Consider the following 19,227-nt stretch of genomic DNA (forward strand, 5'->3'; position numbering starts at 1 on the left):
ATAAAAATAATCCCAACATTAAGTCGGGATTAGTATAAAAAATTTAGTTTCTGATTAATTTTCTGTATTTGATTCGCTTTGGGGTCAAATCGCCACCAAGACGTTTCTTTTTATTTTCTTCGTATTCAGAGAAGCTTCCTTCAAAGAAATACACTTCAGAATCGCCTTCAAAAGCTAGGATATGAGTACAAATTCTGTCCAAAAACCATCTGTCGTGCGAAATTACAACGGCACATCCTGCAAAGTTTTCCAAACCTTCTTCCAAGGCACGAAGCGTGTTGATGTCCAAGTCATTCGTTGGCTCATCCAGTAGCAACACGTTTCCTTCTTCTTTTAGAGTCATGGCAAGATGCAAACGGTTTCTTTCCCCACCCGAAAGCATGGATACCTTTTTGTTTTGATCGCTTCCGCCGAAATTAAAACGGGATAGATAGGCTCTTGAATTTACTTGTCTTCCACCCATCATGATCAATTCCTGTCCGTCTGCGAAGTTTTCCCAAATGGATTTATTCAAATCGATATTAGAATGCGATTGATCTACATAGGCAATCTTCACCGTTTCGCCGATAGAGAATGCACCTCCATCAGGTGTTTCCTCGCCCATGATCATTCGGAAGATGGTAGATTTTCCGGCACCATTTGGCCCGATGATTCCAACGATTCCTGCTTGTGGCAAAGTGAAATTCAAATTATCGTATAATAATTTTTCGCCATATCCTTTTGCAACGCTAGAAGCTTCTATCACATTTGTTCCCAAACGTGGTCCGTTCGGGATATAGATTTCCAGTTTCTCGTCGAGTTGCTTTTGATCTTCGTTTAATAATTTATCGTAGTTCTGCAAACGTGCTTTTTGCTTGCTTTGTCTTCCTTTTGCTCCTTGACGCACCCAGTCCAACTCACGTTCAAGTGTTTTTCTTCTCTTCGAAGCCACTTTTTCTTCCTGAGCCATACGCGTTGATTTTTGATCCAACCAAGAAGAATAGTTTCCTTTCCACGGAATACCTTCTCCTCTATCCAACTCTAAAATCCAACCGGCAACATTGTCAAGGAAATAACGGTCGTGGGTTACGGCAATTACGGTTCCTGCATATTGGGCCAAGTGTTGTTCTAACCAAAGTACGCTTTCGGCATCCAAGTGGTTGGTAGGCTCATCAAGCAATAATACGTCTGGCTGTTGCAACAACAATCTACAAAGTGCCACACGACGACGCTCTCCTCCCGAAAGCACCTTGATTGGTGTGTCTGGATCTGGAGTTCGAAGGGCATCCATTGCTATTTCTAATTTCGTATCTATTTCCCAAGCACCAAGAGCATCAATCTTGTCCTGCAAGGCCGCTTGACGGTCCATTAGCTTGTCCATTTTATCTGGATCGGAATAGTTTTCCTCAAGTCCGAACAAATCATTAATCTGGTTGTATTCTTCCAAAACTGCCATTGTTTCGGCAACACCTTCACGAACAATCTCGATAACGGTTTTACTTTCGTCCAATTGTGGTTCTTGCTCCAAATATCCAACTGTATAACCTGGCTGGAATACTACATCTCCTTGGTAGTTTTTATCGACTCCTGCAATAATCCTCAAAAGGGAAGATTTTCCAGAACCGTTAAGACCCAAAATACCAATCTTTGCTCCGTAGAAAAAGCTCAAATAGATGTTCTTTAATACCTGCTTGTCGCTGCTTGAGTAGGTCTTACTCAATTTCTGCATCGAAAATATTACTTTCTTATCGTCTGACATGTTTTTTTATTTCTTATTGTTATTACTTATTTTTTTATTATCTATTTTTTATTTCTTATTGCTATTGTTTAATTCTTGAGCTACAAAGATAGTTTTAAATAAAAACAATGCAAAGATGATTTTGCAATATTAGGAACTCACTTTCTAATGGTATTGGAGTCATTATAAAAAAGCAAAAGCCCTGCAATTTCTTACAGGACTTAAGCACCTAAAAACAATTAACAAATTATTCTTTTATAATCTTGATGGTTTGTATAGCATTATCAGATGATATTTTTACCAGATAGGCTCCCGTTGTCAATTGTGACAAATCCAGTTGGGCATTGTTGGCATTTACTGCTTTTGCAACCACCTCCTGACCTAGAAGGTTGAATATTGCAACATCTCTAATTTCTGATGCATTACTCAAATTCAATAAATTTTTCACAGGATTTGGATAGGCCTTCAACGTATTTTTCTCGAAATCATCCTTTGATAGGTTTTCATTTGTTGTAACTTCTAAACAGAAATTACCTTCATCTAGTTGTGAATATCCCACCACTCTCACATAATAGGTTTCGCCAACATTTACTTCGGCACCTTCAATAGTTGACATTGCAGAATTTCCGTCGTTGTCGTTACATTCCATTTCTGTTAAATTGCCACAAGCTCCATTATATAAGGCAATAATAGTATTGCTGATGCTTGCTCCTGTAAAATTGGTCGAGATATTTACAGAGGCAACATTTGCAGGAACGGTGAAACTGAACCAAACGTCATTTTGCGGATCATTCATACAAATTGACGAATCCCAGTCGGAACCTGTACTTCCCAGATTGGTTCCGTTGTTTAAAACACCATTACAATAGTCTGCATCAACAGTTAGAGTAACTGCACCTTCACACTCATCGTTTACTGGAGCTACCTGTCGTTGGGTTAAACAGATTCCGAAAGTTGTGTTCACAGGTTCCTGTGAAAAGGAAAATACTCTAACATAATAAGTGGTTCCAATCTCAAGATCATCTACAAAAGGAGATTCTGGATTACTGATAAGGATGAACTCTCCACAAGTTCCATCAAAGACTTCGATTGACAAAGTTTCAAAATCATCCTGTTCTGTTATCAACAATTTATGGCTTGTTCCCGTTGCAACAAATGAAAACCACACGTCATCATCAGGGCTTCCTTGTTCGCTTTCAATACCAGAATAGGTTGCAGCGGCCAAAGAAGAGGTAGTAGTCACTTCGCAAAGTCCGTTCGTGTTTACTGTCAATGGTATAGCATCCTCACATTCGTCGTTTGGTTGTGATTGGGGCATTGTTCCGATACAAATATCAAAATTGGCAAAGTGGAATTCAGAACTGTATGTAAAAACACGAAGGAAATATTCTGATCCAACAAAAAGTTCATCCACCACAAAGGTTTGAGGATCGCTAGACACTATAATTTCTCCTCCACATTCGCTATCAAATATTTCAATGACAAAATCGGATGTAGTTCCTACTATATTTAATAAAGACACCTTTTGCGTATCAGAAAGAGCGGTAAACCGGTACCAAACATCATCATCTGGATTTCCTGTATTGGTTTCAATATCGGAATCTGTAGCAAATGTTATTGTTCCCGAAGTGATGGACTGGCAGTTATAATCTTCATTAACCGTTAGTTCTATTGCAGCATCACACTGATCGTTTACTGGTGGTGGACCTGGAGTAGAAATACAGATAGAGAAAATAGTATTTGGATTTGGGTTATCGTAATAGGTATAAACCCTCACATAATAGGTGTTGCCGATTTCAAGTTCATCTACAATTCCGTTATTGGCATAAAATCCTTGAACACTGTTTTGTTCGCCACAAATTCCACCAAGCACTTCAAAAGCCAGATCGGTATCATTTCCTTGAATGTTTTGGAGAAATATCAGATGTGAGGTTGATAAAGCTACAAAGGAATACCAAACATCGTCGTCTGCATTTCCTTCTTGCCATTCAACCCCAGAATCGGTTGCAGATTGTAATGTTCCTGATGTAGGCGATGAACAAAAAACCGCTTGGCTAACAGTTAAAGCTACAGCTCCCGAACATTCATCATTGGCGGGTGGTGGTGGTGGTGTTCCAATACAGATATCAAATGTTGTATCTACAATGTAATCATAAAAGGAATAAACCCTAACATAATATACGGTTTCTGGCACCAGATTAGAAACAATGAAAGTTTCAGGATCACTGCTTACTACCAAATTACCCGTACATTCTGCTGCAAATACTTCGATTGCAAGATCCATTCCTTGCCATGTACTTGCTACAATATTGTTAACTTGAATTTTATGTGTGGATGCTAATGCTGTAAAAGAGAACCACACATCATCATCGGCTTGGCCAAAATCGGCTTCAATTCCAGAATCAGTAGCTGAATGAATAGTACCTCCTGTTACTGTTCCGCAAAGGTAATCGGTATTTACAGTAAGGGGTATTGCATTTGCACAATCATCGTTTGATGGTGGTCCTGGAGGCGTTCCTACACAGATGTCAAAAGTAGTTTCTTGAGGTTCGTCCGAAGATGAATATACCCTAACATAATAAGGAGTTCCCACCTCAAGATTTCCAACAACCAACATAGTTGGAGAACTGGTGAAGGCAATAACATTCAAATTGCTGCAAGTTCCACTCATAAGTTCCATTACCACACTGCCTTGAACATTTTCCAATGAAACTTTATGCATTTCGTTTGTTGCGATAAAAAAGAACCACACGTCATCGTTGGCAGTTCCTATTTCCCCTTCAATTCCAGAGTCTGTTGCTTCAAAAAGCGTTCCCGGAGTAACGGTTCCGCAACTGTAATCATTGTTTATTGTGAGTTCTATAGCGGTATCACATTCATCATTTGTAGGAGCTAAATCAAGATTGGAGTTTCTGCCGTCATAAAAAGGAGTGTCTTTAAGAGCTAAAGCTTCCTTATCAGAGTCCTGTACTTCCACCAGCCTACTCTCTTGGGAACTCACATACAAGAAGGACAAGAGTCCTATTAAAAATAATTTTGTTTTCATGTTATATTAGGTTTTAGGTTTAAAATAATTCCGAGAAAGAGGAAGTATTTCCCTATTACAACAAATTAGCTATAAAAAACCCTACCCGACTTTGAACACGCCTCTAAAAGATAGCCACTAATTTTTTAGAATGGTGAAAAATTTATGCAGAGCCACCGATTGAAATAAAGAATGATATTAAATGTTTTGAATACCCATGAACTATAAGACAAAAAAATCCGCTCGAAAGCGGATTAGAAGATTACTTGAGTTGTTTTTTAGACCCTGCCCTTGAGTGAGCTGAATACCCAAGCAATGCAAAAAAAGCCAATTCCTACAGCTGCAAAACCCCAGCCTGCCACATCATCATATCGGAAAGCTCCAAGTCCAATCAGTAAAAGTCCCATCATTATCATTATAAAAGTTGCCCATCCGAGGATGGTGTTTTTATTCATTCCCATAGTTTTTGTTTTAGAGGGGCAAATATCGGGAAATAATTAAGGAAATAAAAAGTTTTATGTTTTTGTAAAATTTCAAGAATTAATGTGAATCATCTTTTAAGAACTAATCGAAATAGTGATTTTAGACTCCCAATTTGAATCTTTAAAACATTGAATTATGATCGCATTGGCAGATACTAAATTCTACTTTACAAAAAAAGAGCATCCCCTTTAGCCATTAGGATGCTCTAACAAAAACTATAACTAAACAAACTGTATATTTTTCAAAAGTAACTTACAAATTCACAAACCACAATACCTAATTATAGGTATTTTATATAAAAATTAGGTATCAAGATGTATTTCTAAAAATGTACAGTTATCCTCCTTTTGAACAAAAAGTGATATGATAGGGTCTGTTATTCCTATTTAAACAAAAAATGCGTCCTTAACTAGACTGCACCCAAAAGTTTAGACAAATTTATAATTAATTTTGATAATAGTGAGCTCGATATTTTATCGGGCTCATTTTGTTTAAATTTGACTTGATCCGTTCGTTATTGTAATAGTCGATATACTGCTTTATTTCTTGCTTTAGATGTTTAATTGATTTGAATTTCTGAGTATAAAAGAGTTCTGATTTTTCTTATTCCTTTAAAATTTTAAAATTTTGTTCCCCTTCCATTGTGTTTACTTTCAGGATATAATGTCCTTGTGGAAGTGCATCCATATCTAAAATACCTGATTGATTATGGATGTTTTTATACATCATCACTTGCCCCACCATATTATACAACGCAATAGTGTTGATAAAGCTTTCGGTTTTGAAGTTCAAGGTATTCTTTACCGGGTTTGGATAATACTGCAATGCTGATTTGTTTAGGCCGTTTATACCTAATTCAAGATGTACTGTAACAGCCAAAACATCCGACATACATAACGATTGCAATGATTCAGCAAAAGCATAATAAGTGGTTCCATCTACTAGCGGGGTTGTGGAAGGCAAAAGGTCTTCGAAGTTTATTTGCTCAGTAGCAGACCATTTTATCAAATCACCTGCAACTTCCAAATCGGCCAAGGTTTGCCCAGCAATAAAGGATTGATTGGCTTCGGCATCAATTGTAGCAGATGGCGCCATGAAGACATTAAAACTGGTAACAGTCGGAGGACAACTTGGAGTAATCACTGTCCAAGAATATTGACCTGCGGTATCTTCTGCAAGCGTAATGCTGTGCATGTTGCCTGTTACTCCTTCAACAAGCTGATTATTTCGATACAATTCATAGCTCGCTACAGTTCCTACCGTTTCTATGTAGGCAATAAAAGTTGCTCCCTCACATCCTACAAAGTCAATTGGAAAGCTAGTAATAGTGACGTAATTAACACTAATATGAGCAACGGCAGAATTCACAGAGCATCCCGAAGACACTTTGCAGTAATAATCCCCAGCATCAGCCTGCGTCACTGTATTAATTGTCAAATACATTGAATCAGCTCCTATAATTGGTAGATCATCATGGAACCATTGATAGGTTAGGTTTTCTCCAATAGCACTAACGGACAAGAAAAGTGGGCCTCCCTGGCATACCGTTGGTGAGGTAGGCTGACTGGTGATGATGGGTATAGTTGCCGCCAAAACGGTAAAGTTTACATATTCGGAACACAGTTCACTCGTAATCACACAATCGTATAATCCGGGAACAGTTGCAACAATTGTATTTGCAGTTTCATTACTAATAGGTAAAAAATTAAAAAACCATTGATAAGTAAGCATAGAACCTGTTGCAGCAACACTTAATGTAACTGACTCATCACAAATATAAGCTGTGTTGGAAATGGGTGTATTGATTACTAAATCACAATCTAATTCTGAAAGATTTGTATTACAATAGCTTGAAGAAACTATAAATAGAACTGCAATAAAAAGGTAAAGTTGTTTCATATTTGTGGGTTTGGGTTAACTTAAATTATTCTGTCTTCAGGGTGTGTCAATTAAAAATCTTCACCAGCATCTCTTTCAATAAATCACTTTCCTTTAAAGAAGCCCCAACTCCTTTGCTTTTTACATCCGTGTCACGAAGCGTGGCTACAATCTGGCTAACTTTTTTCATAGGATAATTTTTTAAAGCTACGTCATAATCCTTTACGAAATAAGGATTCACTTTCAGTACAGAAGCCACATTTTTTGGTGTTTTGTCCTTCAATCCGTGGTATTGCAAGAGTTGCAGAAAAAAACCAAATACTAGCGAAGTCGTCATGACCATCGGGTGATCTTTCGGGTTTTCAGCAAAATATTGTGCAATCTGATAGGACTTCAATTGGTTTTTCTCTCCAATGGCTTTACGAAATTCAAACACATTAAAATCCTTGCTAAAGCCAATGTTTTCCTCAATAACTTCAGGGGTTACGGTACTGCCTTTCGGCAAAACAATCGCAAGTTTGTCCAATTCATTTGCAATCTTGCTCAAATCGGTTCCCAAAAAATCAACCAACATTGCAGAAGCTTTTGGTTCGATGTTGAGTTTTTTTCCGGCCAAAACACGTTTCAGCCAATCGCCAACTTGGTTCTCGTAGAGTTTCTTGCTTTCGTAAACGAGTCCGTTTTTTTCGAGCAATTTGGTAACTTTCTTCCTCTTGTCAAGCGTTTTATATTTGTAGCAAAACACTAAAACCGTTGTTGCCATTGGGTTTTCGGCATAGCTTTCAATCTTGTCGATGGTTTTGGTCAAATCCTGTGCCTCTTTTACAATCACAATTTGACGTTCGGACATCATTGGGTAGCGTTTTGCCGTTCCGATAATGTCTTCCATCGAAACATCCCGACCATAAAGCACGGTTTGATTGAAACCTTTCTCGTCTTCCGAAAGGATATTATCTTCTATATAATCCGATAATTTATCGATATAATAGGGCTCCTCACCCATCAAGAAATAAATTGGCTTGATGTTTCCAGCCTTTATATCGTTTACAATTTTTATAACCTCGTCCATTTTTTAGTGTTCAGTGTTCAGTCACAGTGTTCAGTCGCAGTCACAGTTTTCAGCCTTAGTGAATTTCAAATTTTCAAATTATCTCATTTTCAAATTACAAAATTTCCGAATTATCAAATTATATTTGCCTCATGCAACAGCTCAATTTCCCTGTCTATAACTTTCGATTCAAAAATAGCGAAAATAAAACAGCTATCTTCGATGAAATTCGGAAAAAATTCATCATTCTGACACCAGAAGAATGGGTGAGGCAAAACGTTGTACAATATCTGCTTCAAGAAAAAAAGTATCCGAAATCTCTAATCAATGTAGAGAAATTACTGAAGATTAATGGTTTGGTAAAACGCTACGATGTAGTGGTTTTCAACAATGATGGTTCGATTTTTATCCTGGTGGAATGCAAGGCACCCGAAATCAAGGTTTCGCAAACCACATTTGACCAAATTGCACGTTATAACATGACGCTTCAAGCTGAATATTTAATGGTTACCAACGGTCTTAATCATTACTTTTGTCAAATGGATTTCGAGAATGAAAAATATACTTTTTTGAGGGAACTTCCGGATTATAGTAATCAGTGATCAGTTTTCAGTAGAGCTTTTTAATAAATAATTGTAAATATACACAATGAACATAGCAGTAGTCATCTTAAATTGGAATGGAGTACAGCTTTTGGAAAAGTTTTTACCATCGGTAATCACCTATTCTCCGGAAGCGACTGTTTATGTTGCCGATAATGCTTCGACAGATAATTCGGTTGAATTTGTAAGGGCGAATTTTCCTTCGGTGAAAATCGTCATCAATAATAACAATTATGGGTTTGCAAAAGGCTACAACGAAGCGTTAAAACATATTGATGCTGAGGTCTATGCTTTAGTCAATTCAGATATTGAAGTGACCGAAAACTGGCTTTCGCCGATAATTGAAACTTTTGAAAAAGATTTCGATACAGCCATTATTCAACCGAAAATCCTGGACTACAAAAACAAGGAATATTTTGAATATGCTGGTGCTGGAGGTGGTTTTATAGATAAATTTGGTTTTCCTTTTTGCCGTGGAAGAATTTTCGACACCATCGAAAAAGATGACGGGCAATATGATGATGATATAGAAATCTTCTGGGCTTCGGGAGCGTGTTTTTTCATAAGAAGTAAAGTCTATAATGAACTCAATGGTTTTGACGCAGATTTCTTTGCCCATCAAGAGGAAATCGATTTATGCTGGCGTGCTTTTAATATGAATTATAAGGTTCGATATTGCCATTCTTCAAAGGTTTTCCATGTTGGAGGTGCTACTTTAAACGAAGGTAACCCTAGAAAAACGTATTTAAATTTTAGGAACTCACTCTTGATGCTAACGAAGAATTTACCCGCTTCTTCCCTATTTCCAACACTTTTCTTGAGGCTATGTCTTGACAGCCTTGCTGGAATAAAATTTTTAACACAAGGTAAATTTGCTCATTTTTTTATGATTTTAAAAGCACATTTTTCATTTTACCGAAGGTTCATTAAAAATCACAGGAAAAGAGAAAGAAAACAATATTCAAATTACTACTTAATAAAAAGTGTAGTTTACCGCTATTATACTGGAAGTGGCAAGGTATTTGACAAGCTTTTTTAACATTAGTTTAGGTATCATTATGAATCTTTAAACTTTTTAAGCCCTAATTTTGTAAATAAAAAAAATTAAAAACAAATCAAATTATGAAAAAAGTATTTCTGGCATTATCAATTATTGCCCTACTGACCACTTCGTGTGGATCCAAAAAGAAAATCGCTGAACTGGAAAGTAAAAATAAAGAAATCCAAGATTTATTGAATTCAGCTACAATAAAATTGAATACTTGTTTGACAGAGAAAGAAGGATTGGCAAGTCAAATGGAATTTTTAAAGAAAAATAATTCTGATTTGATCAATAACATGGGCAATATGACAACTTTGTCAGCAAAAGGTGCCGAGAATATTGAAAAAGCACTTGAATCTATCAAAGAAAAAGATTTGAAAATCACAAGAATGCAGGATGCCTTGACTAAAAAGGACAGCGTTACGTTGGCTTTGGTTACGAGCTTGAAACGTTCGGTAGGTATTTCTGATCCGGATATTGAAATCAACGTTGAAAAAGGGGTTGTTTTCATCTCTATCGCTGATAAACTTTTATTCAAAAGCGGAAGCTACGTTGTAAGCGACAGAGCCAAAGAAATTTTAGGCAAAGTTGCAAAAGTAGTAAACGACAAACCTGATTTTGAATGTATGGTTGAAGGACACACCGACAACGTTCCTTTCATCAGCAACGGAACTTTATTAGACAACTGGGATTTGAGTGTTAAACGTTCAACAGCAATCGTTAGAATCTTGACAAAAGATTTTGGAGTAAGCCCAAGACAATTAATCGCAGCCGGACGTGGAGAATTTGTTCCATTGGTAGAAAATAATTCTGCTGAAAACAGAACCACAAACAGAAGAACACGTATCGTGGTGATGCCAAAAATCGATCAGTTCTATGATATGATTGAAAAAGAAATGAAGAACAAGAAATAAGTTCAGTTCTAGAATTTTATAAAAAATAATAGGCCTGAAACAATTCAGGTCTTTTTTATATCCATTTCTAAACGCCACTAAATAAAACAAAAAAACTCTTTAGTTTCCTAAAGAGTTTTTTGTTTGGTGGGGAGAGCAGGATTCGAACCTGCGAAGTTTTCACAGCAGATTTACAGTCTGCCCTCGTTGGCCGCTTGAGTATCTCCCCCTCCTATAAACAAACACTAGTATTTGTTCCAAGCGGTTGCAAATATAGGAACTGTTTTCATGTTTGCAAACTAAATTTAAAGATAAATTTCAATTAATTTTTAAACTATTGGTAGTGAATAAAATAAAAAACCTCCACTAGGGAGATTTTTTATACAAATTCTACAAAAGAGCTAATTACTTCAATATTTCGGCAACTTTTGCTCTTAATTCTGCTCCTCTCAAGTCGCGAGCGATAATTTTTCCATTAGCATCCAAGATAAAAGTAGCTGGAATACTTTTAACATTATAAAGTTCTGCAATTGGATCACTCCAGAATTTCAGATTCGAGATATGATTCCATGTGAGGTTATCTTTTGCTATCGCTTCTTTCCATTTCGTAGCATCTTTATCCAAAGAAACACCAATGATGTTTAAGCCTTTTGCATGATATTCGTTATAAAGTGCCACAACGCTTGGATTTTCCTGTCTACAAGGTCCACACCAAGAAGCCCAGAAATCGATTATTGTGATTTTACCTAACGATTCTTTCAGAGAGATTACTTTTCCGTCAGGGTTTGGAGCAGAAAACTCTGGAGCCAAACTTCCAACTGTTATTGACTTAAAATTATCAATCTTATTTTTTACAGTTTTACCTGGTTTAGTAGCTTTTAAAGAGGCATCCAAATTATTATAAACCTTCTTTATTTTTTCGATATCCACATCTTGTTGGTTGAACATATTATCCAAAAACAAAATAGAAAGGAATGATTTCGGATTTTTTTCAGGAAATACAGAAGTCATTTCCATAATTTCAGACTGCATCTTTCCAAACTCATCCATTAGAGCATTCATTGTAGCTTCATCATTACTGGCTTGAGCATCCTGCATCTTTTTCATATTGGCAGCCTGGAAATCTTGCATCTTCTTTTGCACTTTCATCGCAGCACTATTGAAATTTTGCAAATCCTCATTGTTTTGTGTGCCTCCAATTCTACTTTTTGCAACACTATCTTTATAGATAGTGAAATTGATTTTACCGTTTTCTAATATAAAGGCTACTTTACCTTGAATATCCTGAACTTGGATAAAATGGATCGAAGGCTCTAAAGTTTTTCCCTTAAAGGTAAATTTCTCGTTTTCTACTTTAACACTGTCAACAGCAACCATTCCCAGAATTTCATCTTGTTTTTCTAGTACAACTGTTTTTCCGTTTTCTAAACCTTTTACTGTTCCTGTAAGAGTATAGTCCTTATTGATAATTGCTTGGAAAGAAACCAATCCCACAGCAAGGAAAAGAATAAAAAATACTTTTTTCATGTTTATTTTTTTTAATTATTAATACAAAAATAGCCATGTTTCCATGGCTATTTATTTATTTTAAGAGTGAAGCTACTTTTGTTTTTAGCTCTTCACCACGAAGGTCTTTTGCAATAATTTTCCCAGATGCATCTAGCAATAAAGTTGCTGGAATACCTTCAATTTCATATTGTTGTGCAATTGGATCCTCCCAACCTTGAAGGTTTGAAATCTGTGTCCATGTTAGCCTATCCTTTGCAATTGCTTCTTTCCATTTACTACCATTTGTATCAAGAGAAACTCCAATTATATTCAATCCTTTTGAATGAAACTCATTATAAAGAGCTACAACGTTTGGATTTTCTTGTCTGCATGGTCCACACCAAGAAGCCCAAAAATCTATAATTGTTATTTTTCCTAAAGATTCTCTTAAAGAAACTTTCTTACCGTCAACATTTGGTGCAGAAAAATCAGGAGCAATACTTCCTATTGCTGTGGAAGTGCTGGCATTACTGGGCTTTTTTTTTCAGCTTCAGCAATTTCAGTAAGTGTTTTTTTCAATTTCTTACCTTCTTTAGTAACTTTTAAATCAGCATCCAATGAATCGAAATATTTGTTAAGCTTTGCTAAATCACGGTCTGGTTGATTGATAAGTTGGCCAATAAATAAAAGTGATAAATAAGATTTTGGATGTTTTTCAATATGATCAACAGTCAATTTCATGAACTCGTCTTGAAAAACTTTGTTCTCCTTGATCAAAGCATTTCTTGTAACAGTATCTTGAGTCATTTGAGCTTGTTGCCATTTCTCCATATTAGCTTTTTGGAAAGACATCATTTTCTTTTGAACTTTTTCGTATTCTTTAGAATAAGTAGCCAATTGATCGTTGCTGTAAGTTCCACCTACAACACTTTTATTGATGCTATCCTTATCTACTTTCAAATTGATTTCACCATTTTCAAGAACTAAAACAATTTTACCTTGTGTTTGGTCAACCTGAACGAAATGCAAACCTGGTTCAGTAACGTTACCTTCAAATTTAAATTTTCCTTTTTCAACTTTTACAGTATCAACTTGCACCAATCCAGTTGAATCTTGTTTTTGAAGATAAACAGCCACACCGTCTTTCACACCTTCAGCATTACCTTCAATAATAAATTCATTTTTTCCAACCTTATTACAAGAAACCAAGGTTGCTACAGCAAGTAACGATAAAAATATTTGTTTCATCTTTTTTAATTATTTTTTTATGATTTTAGTTTGCAAAAGTATTTAATTTTATAAGGTTCACCTATAAAACCGACTAAATTTTATGCTTAATTTAATTTTTTTTATTTAATGGTTGATGGACAGACGAAATTTGTCAGTTTCAAGCCAGCATTTCTGATACCGCTGATGCCTTTTTCGACATTTATAAAGTTATGAATACCCCTGGATTTCAGGATGGAACCCATAATCACAGAACGGTAACCTCCAGCACAATGCAGATAAAATTGCTCGTTTTTAGGTACTTCACTGAAATTCTGATTAACCGTATCCAAAGGAATATTTAATGCATTTTCAACGTGTTCTGCCGAAAATTCTCCTGGTTTTCTTGCATCTACAACTATACTTTTTTCAGATAATTTAGAAGTAAATTCTTCTGGGGAAATGGATTTCATTGAATCAACTTCAAAACCTGCTTCTTGCCAAGCCGTAATTCCGCCTTCAAGATACCCTAAAACATTATCAAACCCAACTCTTGAAAGTCTTGTGATGGTTTCTTGTTCTCTCCCTTCTGGCGTTACCAATAGCAAAGGCTGTTTCACATCCATAATCAAAGCACCCACCCAAGGAGCAAAATTTCCTTGGATTCCAATGAAAATTGAATTTGGAATATGGCTTTTCACATAATCATTTTCAAGACGAACATCTAAAACAATTGCTTCCGCTTGATTAGCCAATGTTTCAAACTCATTTGGTTTTAAAGCCTTGAAACTTTTTTCGATGATGGTATCCAAACTTTCATATCCTTGAATGTTCATCATCACATTTTGAGGAAAATATGCCGGTGGAAGTCCCAAACCGTCTAATAATTCGGCTGTAAATTCTTCACGAGTCATATCTTCGCGTAAAGCATAATTTGTTTTCTTCTGATTGCCTAAAGTATCTGTCGTTTCCTTGCTCATATTTTTTCCGCAAGCACTTCCAGCACCGTGACTCGGATAAACAATCAAATCATCGGATAAAGGCATGATTTTATTGCGAAGCGAATCAAACAAATAGGAAGCTAATTTCTCCTGTGTCAAATCTTCAACCATAGCTTGAGCCAAATCTGGACGGCCTACATCACCAATAAACAAAGTATCTCCAGTGATGATTCCGTGTTGTTTTGCGTTTTCATCAATTAGCAAATAACAAGTACTTTCTAAAGTATGTCCTGGTGTATGAAGAGCTTTAACCGTATAATTTCCAACTTTAAATTCTTGATTATCCGTTGCAATTACAGCTTCAAATTCTGGTTTTGCAGTTGGTCCATAAACAATTTGTCCGCCCGTTTTCTTGGCCAAATCCAGATGTCCTGAAACAAAATCGGCATGAAAATGCGTTTCGAAAATGTATTTTATCTTGGCATTGTCCTTATTTGCTTTTTCAATATAAGGTTGCACTTCTCGCAAAGGATCAAAAATTGCAGCTTCGCCGTTGCTTTCAAGATAATAAGCTGCTTGAGCAATACAACCAGTATATATTTGTTCGATTTTCATTGTATAGTTTTTAGTTGTACAAAATTAAGTATTTGTTTCTATATAAAAACTTAAAGTTCGGGTATAAAAAAAGGCTTAGATAAAATCTAAACCTTTACTTTTTATTTTTCTTCGAAAACTATTCTTGGTTAGTCGTTTTTCTCCAAGTAAAAGAATTCAAGATATGTCTTTTTGCAAATCTTCCTGGTGAATCAGCGTTTACCATTTTCACATAAGTTGCTTTTGGCACACTGATGTATTCGTAAATACTACCATTAGAAAAAGTGATTTTCAACCTTCCGTCAACAAAATTATAATCGGTAATCGTTGCAGTTGCAATAGTTTCGTTATATTCAGGTAATAATTGCTTTGTTGTTTCTGGATTGATGCTAACCAAATGATGATAGGCCTCAATGATTTTTTTACTTGTTTCTTCAGCAGCTGCCAATCCAGCATCATCGCCTACGTATTTATCTGGATGAGCATCCTTCATTGCGTTACGGTAAATCGTTTTTAGTTCTTTCAACTCAACCGTCTTATCAACATTTAATAACTTTCTGTATTCAACTATTCTTTTCATAAATAAAATATAACTCATTGCCGTTTAGGGTAAAAGATATTCTTTATCTTTCAAAAATCGACAAATTTTTTGCAAAGGTACATTATAAAAGAAGAAAAAAAATAAAAATTAATTATTTCAACATAAAAAAAACGTTAACCAAATGGTTAACGCTTTCTTTTTCTGTTTAAAATATAGTCTTCAACGGCTTCTCGGGTAGTCAGCCAATTTCGACCTTCTTTGTAAGCATCAATCTTTCCTTGACGTGCCAAAAGACTAATGTATTCCTGACCATAAGGCATATCAGGCTCTTTCACTAAATTTGAAATTTCAATGTATTCCTTATCATTATCAGGCATTGCATTCAAATAAATATTCAAAGTTCGTTCCAAAGCTTGGGTCATCAACACAGTTAGCTTTTGATAATTGCCTTTATTTGCCTGGTTCAAAGCCTCATAATATTTTTTTCGATCATTTTTGAGAATGATTGCTGGAGGAAAACCACATCGCATCAAAAGTAAATTCATTGCAAGCCTTACCGTCCTTCCGTTTCCATCAAAAAAAGGATGAATGTAAACCAATTTATGATGAAAAACGGTAGCCAACTCAATATCATTAAGTTGCAAAGGATTTTCATTGATAAAAACAATTAATTCATCAAGCAAATCCGAAACTCTATTTGCATTTGGCGGAACAAAATTCGCACCAGTAATCCTCACACCACCATTTCTAATCCTACCTGCAAAATCATCTTCGATGGAGCGTAGAACAAAACCATGAAGCGAAAGAATATCAATACTTCTTAATTTATATTCATCATTAACAATAGAAAACAAATAATCGATAGCCTTGTCGTGGTTATGTGTTTCGAAATGTTCCCGAAGCGATTTTCCCTTTACGGTAATTCCCTCTTGCAAAACCATTTGCGTTTCACGAAGACTCATGGTGTTTCCTTCGATACTATTGGAATTATAGGTCCATTCAATGGAAAGACTTTCTCTGATTTTGTTCAAAGCGATATTTGGCAAAGGCCTGCTGGTTTGCAAGACTTGCTTTTTTTCATACAATCTATCAAAAGTTGTTTGAAGTTCTTCTCTATATGTCAAATCGATTTCCCACATAACCAAACAAAGGTATTCTTATTATCGGATATAACAAAATTTAACTCTATCCGATATTAAGAATTATTCAATCGTCATGGATTTGAGTTTTGTTCGATAGGCTTCAAGAGCAATAGATTTAGAGATAAAACCGATATATTTTCCTTTTTGTATAACTGGAAGAAAGGCAACTTTACTGGTTTCAAACTTGTTCATAACCGTTTCCATGCTATCGGTTGGATAAACAATTTCGATTGGAGCGGTCATCACCTCTTTCACGGAAGTGTACTTTACCTTGAAATTACTGAAGATAATTTCACGAATATCATTGAAATGAATTATTCCGACAAGATTCTTTTCCTTATCAACCACACCAAAAATTACTTGATTGGAATGTGAAATCAAATCGACTAACTTCTCAAGATTTTCATCAGGAGAAACCGTCAAATAATCCGTTTGGATGATTTTATTGGTATCTAAAGTTGATAAAATATTTGTGTCTTTATTGCTTGTAAAAACATGGCCTTTTTTCGCCAAATGTTTCACATCCATCGAATGTTTTTCGAATCTTTTGGAAACTGCAAAACTTATTGACGAAACAATCATCAATGGAATCATTAAATTATAACCTCCAGTAATTTCAGCAATAAGGAAAATCGCAGTCAATGGTGCATGAAACAATCCGCTCAAAACGCCTGCCATTCCTACGATTGTGAAATTACTGATTGGTAATTTCGATATTCCTGTCAAGGTTATGAATTGCGAGAAAAAGAAACCTACATAAGAACCTAAAAACAATGATGGAGCAAAGTTTCCTCCATTTCCACCACTTCCAAGTGTGAATCCTGTTGCAAAAACTTTCAACATCGCCGCCAAACCTACAAATAATAAAAGTACCCATTTGTTATCCCGGAAACCGCCAAACAAAGTATCTTCAAGTAATTTTCCCGGATCATTTTCTGATAGTGTTTTGATACTTTCATAACCTTCACCAAAAAGTGTCGGGACAATAAAAATTAAAACCGCCAACATCGAAGCTCCTATCATTGCTTTTTTATACGGCTTATCGTTATATCTGATAAAATATCGCTCAATTCTTTGAAACCATCTAGAATAATAAATGGTGATCAAACCCGTCAACAAACCTAGAAAAACATAAAAAGGAACATTGTGATAATCAAAATCTTGCTGTTTGCTAAACGACAGTAAAACATTTTCTTTCAAAAGCACAGCCGAAACAATAGCTCCCGTTGCAGCAGCAATCATAATTGGCGTAAATGCCGCAATACTGACATCTACCAATAAAACTTCTATTGCAAACAAAACTCCAGCAATTGGAGCGTTAAACGCCGCTGCGATTCCGGCGGCAACCCCACAACCAATGAGCAAAGTTCTATCCTTATAACTTAGTTTATAGGTTTGAGCAAAATTAGAACCGAAAGCAGCTCCAGTAATTGTAATTGGTGATTCCAAACCAGCTGAACCTCCTAAACCAACAGTCAAGGAGCTGGTAATTATTTGAGCATACATTTGTTTTCGAGGGATGATACTTGCCTTTTGGGCAACGGCATACATGATTTGGGAAGTCCCTTTTTCTATTTTTCCTCCTAAAACTTTTTTGATGACAAAGACAGTCAGCAATATTCCAATGATAGGAAGAATACTGTTTATATAACTCAATTTGATGATTCCGTTGATATAAGTCGCAAAAACAAAAACCCAGTGTGCAAAAGCCTTCAGGACAATTACCGCCAAAGCCACGGAAATTCCAACCAAAACACTCGCTAAAAAGATAAACTGTTTGTTGGTCAGTTTGGTTTGTCCCCAGGCGATTAGTGATTCTAGTCGTTGTAAATATTTTTTCAGCATTTTTTTTGTCTAAGAATTCACAAAATTAACATTTTTATCTTCAAACGATATTTTTCAAAGCTTCCTTTTCGCTCAAAGGTTTTAAATTATTGGTTTCAACAAATCTTATCACTGCAGAAGGATTTGTTTTCGCATATTCCCGCAAAGCCCAACCAATTGCTTTTCGGATAAAAAATTCATTGGAATCCGAATGTTTCTGACATAAAGCGAACAACAAATCGGCATCTGTTTTTTGTTTGTACCCTAATTGAAATAAAATCGCACTTCTGTTCAGCCACATATTTTCGGAATTTGAAAACTTCTCGATTACTTTTTCAGTTTCATCGGGAAATTGTATCAAATATTCGCCTAAAAGATATTTGGCAATTACATCCACACTGTCCCACCAAGAATTTGTAACTATCAAAAATTCAATCAGCGAAATATCTTCTTTCTGGTACTTTTTCTTTAACTCTTTCATCAAGATTTCGATGCCACAATAATGCAATTCTCTTTGACTTTTCGAAAATAATTCTTTTGCTATATTTCGAGCCTTTTCAGCAACTTCTTTTTGATGTTCCTTCCAAATGGTTTTAAAAATCAGTCTTCTATTTTCAGTTTTTATACCATAAAAAGAAAAATGATTCTTCATATAATTTTCCATTGCAACTGCATCTTCTGGATTACTGTTTTCTTGAAATACTTTTTCTAAATTTTTAATAAAACTCATTTTCACTACACTATTTTTGTTGCCACAGATTAAAATGATTTTCACAGATTTCATTTAAAATCCTTTTAATTCT

16 protein-coding genes, 1 tRNA gene and 1 pseudogene are annotated in these 19,227 nt (G+C 35.6%); 3 read left to right on the top strand and 15 right to left on the bottom strand.

Annotation, left to right across the window (positions count from 1 at the left end):
• Positions 1-43 precede the first annotated feature (43 nt).
• The 6 genes and pseudogenes from ettA to holA all read right to left on the bottom strand — a co-directional run bounded on the left by ettA (position 44) and on the right by holA (position 8,172).
• A complete protein-coding gene (gene ettA, locus J2X31_RS07390; protein WP_310025665.1) occupies positions 44-1,738 on the bottom strand; it encodes an energy-dependent translational throttle protein EttA in 1,695 nt (564 codons plus the stop codon).
• Between the two features lie 226 nt (positions 1,739-1,964).
• Entirely contained in the window at positions 1,965-4,763 is a 2,799-nt protein-coding gene (locus J2X31_RS07395; RefSeq protein ID WP_310025666.1) for a T9SS type A sorting domain-containing protein, read from the bottom strand.
• Positions 4,764-5,020: 257 nt separating this feature from the next.
• Complete coding sequence (locus tag J2X31_RS07400) at positions 5,021-5,203, bottom strand: CAL67264 family membrane protein (protein ID WP_310025667.1); 183 nt, start codon at positions 5,201-5,203, stop codon at positions 5,021-5,023.
• 466 nt (positions 5,204-5,669) lie between these two features.
• Positions 5,670-5,813 (bottom strand): annotated as a pseudogene (locus J2X31_RS18225) (IS3 family transposase); the annotation flags it as partial.
• A 15-nt stretch (positions 5,814-5,828) separates the two neighbouring features.
• The gene (locus J2X31_RS07405; protein ID WP_310025668.1) at positions 5,829-7,124 is read right to left on the bottom strand and encodes an immunoglobulin domain-containing protein; all 1,296 of its coding nucleotides are present in this window, start codon (positions 7,122-7,124) and stop codon (positions 5,829-5,831) included.
• Positions 7,125-7,170: 46 nt separating this feature from the next.
• Positions 7,171-8,172 (bottom strand): DNA polymerase III subunit delta, encoded by a 1,002-nt coding sequence (holA, locus tag J2X31_RS07410; protein WP_310025669.1) that lies wholly within the window; start codon positions 8,170-8,172, stop codon positions 7,171-7,173.
• 131 nt (positions 8,173-8,303) lie between these two features.
• On the opposite strand from holA, the gene J2X31_RS07415 reads away from it, so the two are divergent.
• From J2X31_RS07415 to J2X31_RS07425, 3 genes are all read left to right on the top strand, one after another.
• Positions 8,304-8,753, top strand: coding sequence for a type I restriction enzyme HsdR N-terminal domain-containing protein (locus J2X31_RS07415; RefSeq protein WP_310025672.1), 450 nt, complete (start codon positions 8,304-8,306; stop codon positions 8,751-8,753).
• Between the two features lie 46 nt (positions 8,754-8,799).
• Positions 8,800-9,792: a glycosyltransferase family 2 protein gene (locus tag J2X31_RS07420; RefSeq protein WP_310025673.1), complete on the top strand. Its 993-nt coding sequence runs from the start codon at positions 8,800-8,802 to the stop codon at positions 9,790-9,792.
• 83 nt (positions 9,793-9,875) lie between these two features.
• A complete protein-coding gene (locus J2X31_RS07425; RefSeq protein ID WP_310025675.1) occupies positions 9,876-10,709 on the top strand; it encodes an OmpA/MotB family protein in 834 nt (277 codons plus the stop codon).
• Positions 10,710-10,833: 124 nt separating this feature from the next.
• Here the strand turns inward: J2X31_RS07425 and J2X31_RS07430 are convergent.
• The 9 genes from J2X31_RS07430 to J2X31_RS07470 form a co-directional block, all read right to left on the bottom strand.
• Positions 10,834-10,917, bottom strand: a tRNA-Tyr gene (locus J2X31_RS07430).
• A gap of 176 nt (positions 10,918-11,093) precedes the next feature.
• Positions 11,094-12,215 (bottom strand): redoxin domain-containing protein, encoded by a 1,122-nt coding sequence (locus J2X31_RS07435; RefSeq protein WP_310025677.1) that lies wholly within the window; start codon positions 12,213-12,215, stop codon positions 11,094-11,096.
• Between the two features lie 55 nt (positions 12,216-12,270).
• Positions 12,271-12,684, bottom strand: a complete 414-nt coding sequence (locus J2X31_RS07440; protein WP_310025782.1) for a peroxiredoxin family protein — start codon at positions 12,682-12,684, stop codon at positions 12,271-12,273.
• On the bottom strand, positions 12,681-13,424 hold the full coding sequence (locus tag J2X31_RS07445) for a DUF4369 domain-containing protein (RefSeq protein WP_310025679.1): 744 nt from the start codon (positions 13,422-13,424) through the stop codon (positions 12,681-12,683). The genes J2X31_RS07440 and J2X31_RS07445 overlap by 4 nt, the downstream gene beginning before the upstream one ends.
• A 101-nt stretch (positions 13,425-13,525) precedes the next feature.
• Positions 13,526-14,938, bottom strand: a complete 1,413-nt coding sequence (locus J2X31_RS07450) for an MBL fold metallo-hydrolase (RefSeq protein WP_310025681.1) — start codon at positions 14,936-14,938, stop codon at positions 13,526-13,528.
• Positions 14,939-15,056: 118 nt separating this feature from the next.
• A complete protein-coding gene (locus tag J2X31_RS07455; RefSeq protein WP_310025683.1) occupies positions 15,057-15,497 on the bottom strand; it encodes a KTSC domain-containing protein in 441 nt (146 codons plus the stop codon).
• Between the two features lie 146 nt (positions 15,498-15,643).
• Positions 15,644-16,597, bottom strand: coding sequence for a Fic family protein (locus J2X31_RS07460; RefSeq protein WP_310025684.1), 954 nt, complete (start codon positions 16,595-16,597; stop codon positions 15,644-15,646).
• 63 nt (positions 16,598-16,660) lie between these two features.
• Positions 16,661-18,445 carry a chloride channel protein gene (locus tag J2X31_RS07465; protein ID WP_310025685.1) on the bottom strand — a complete coding sequence of 595 codons (1,785 nt, stop codon included), beginning with the start codon at positions 18,443-18,445 and terminating at the stop codon, positions 16,661-16,663.
• A 40-nt stretch (positions 18,446-18,485) separates the two neighbouring features.
• On the bottom strand, positions 18,486-19,208 hold the full coding sequence (locus tag J2X31_RS07470) for a DNA alkylation repair protein (RefSeq protein WP_310025687.1): 723 nt from the start codon (positions 19,206-19,208) through the stop codon (positions 18,486-18,488).
• Positions 19,209-19,227 lie beyond the last annotated feature (19 nt).

Source organism: Flavobacterium arsenatis (genome assembly GCF_031456785.1).
In the GTDB taxonomy this organism is placed as follows: domain Bacteria; phylum Bacteroidota; class Bacteroidia; order Flavobacteriales; family Flavobacteriaceae; genus Flavobacterium; species Flavobacterium arsenatis.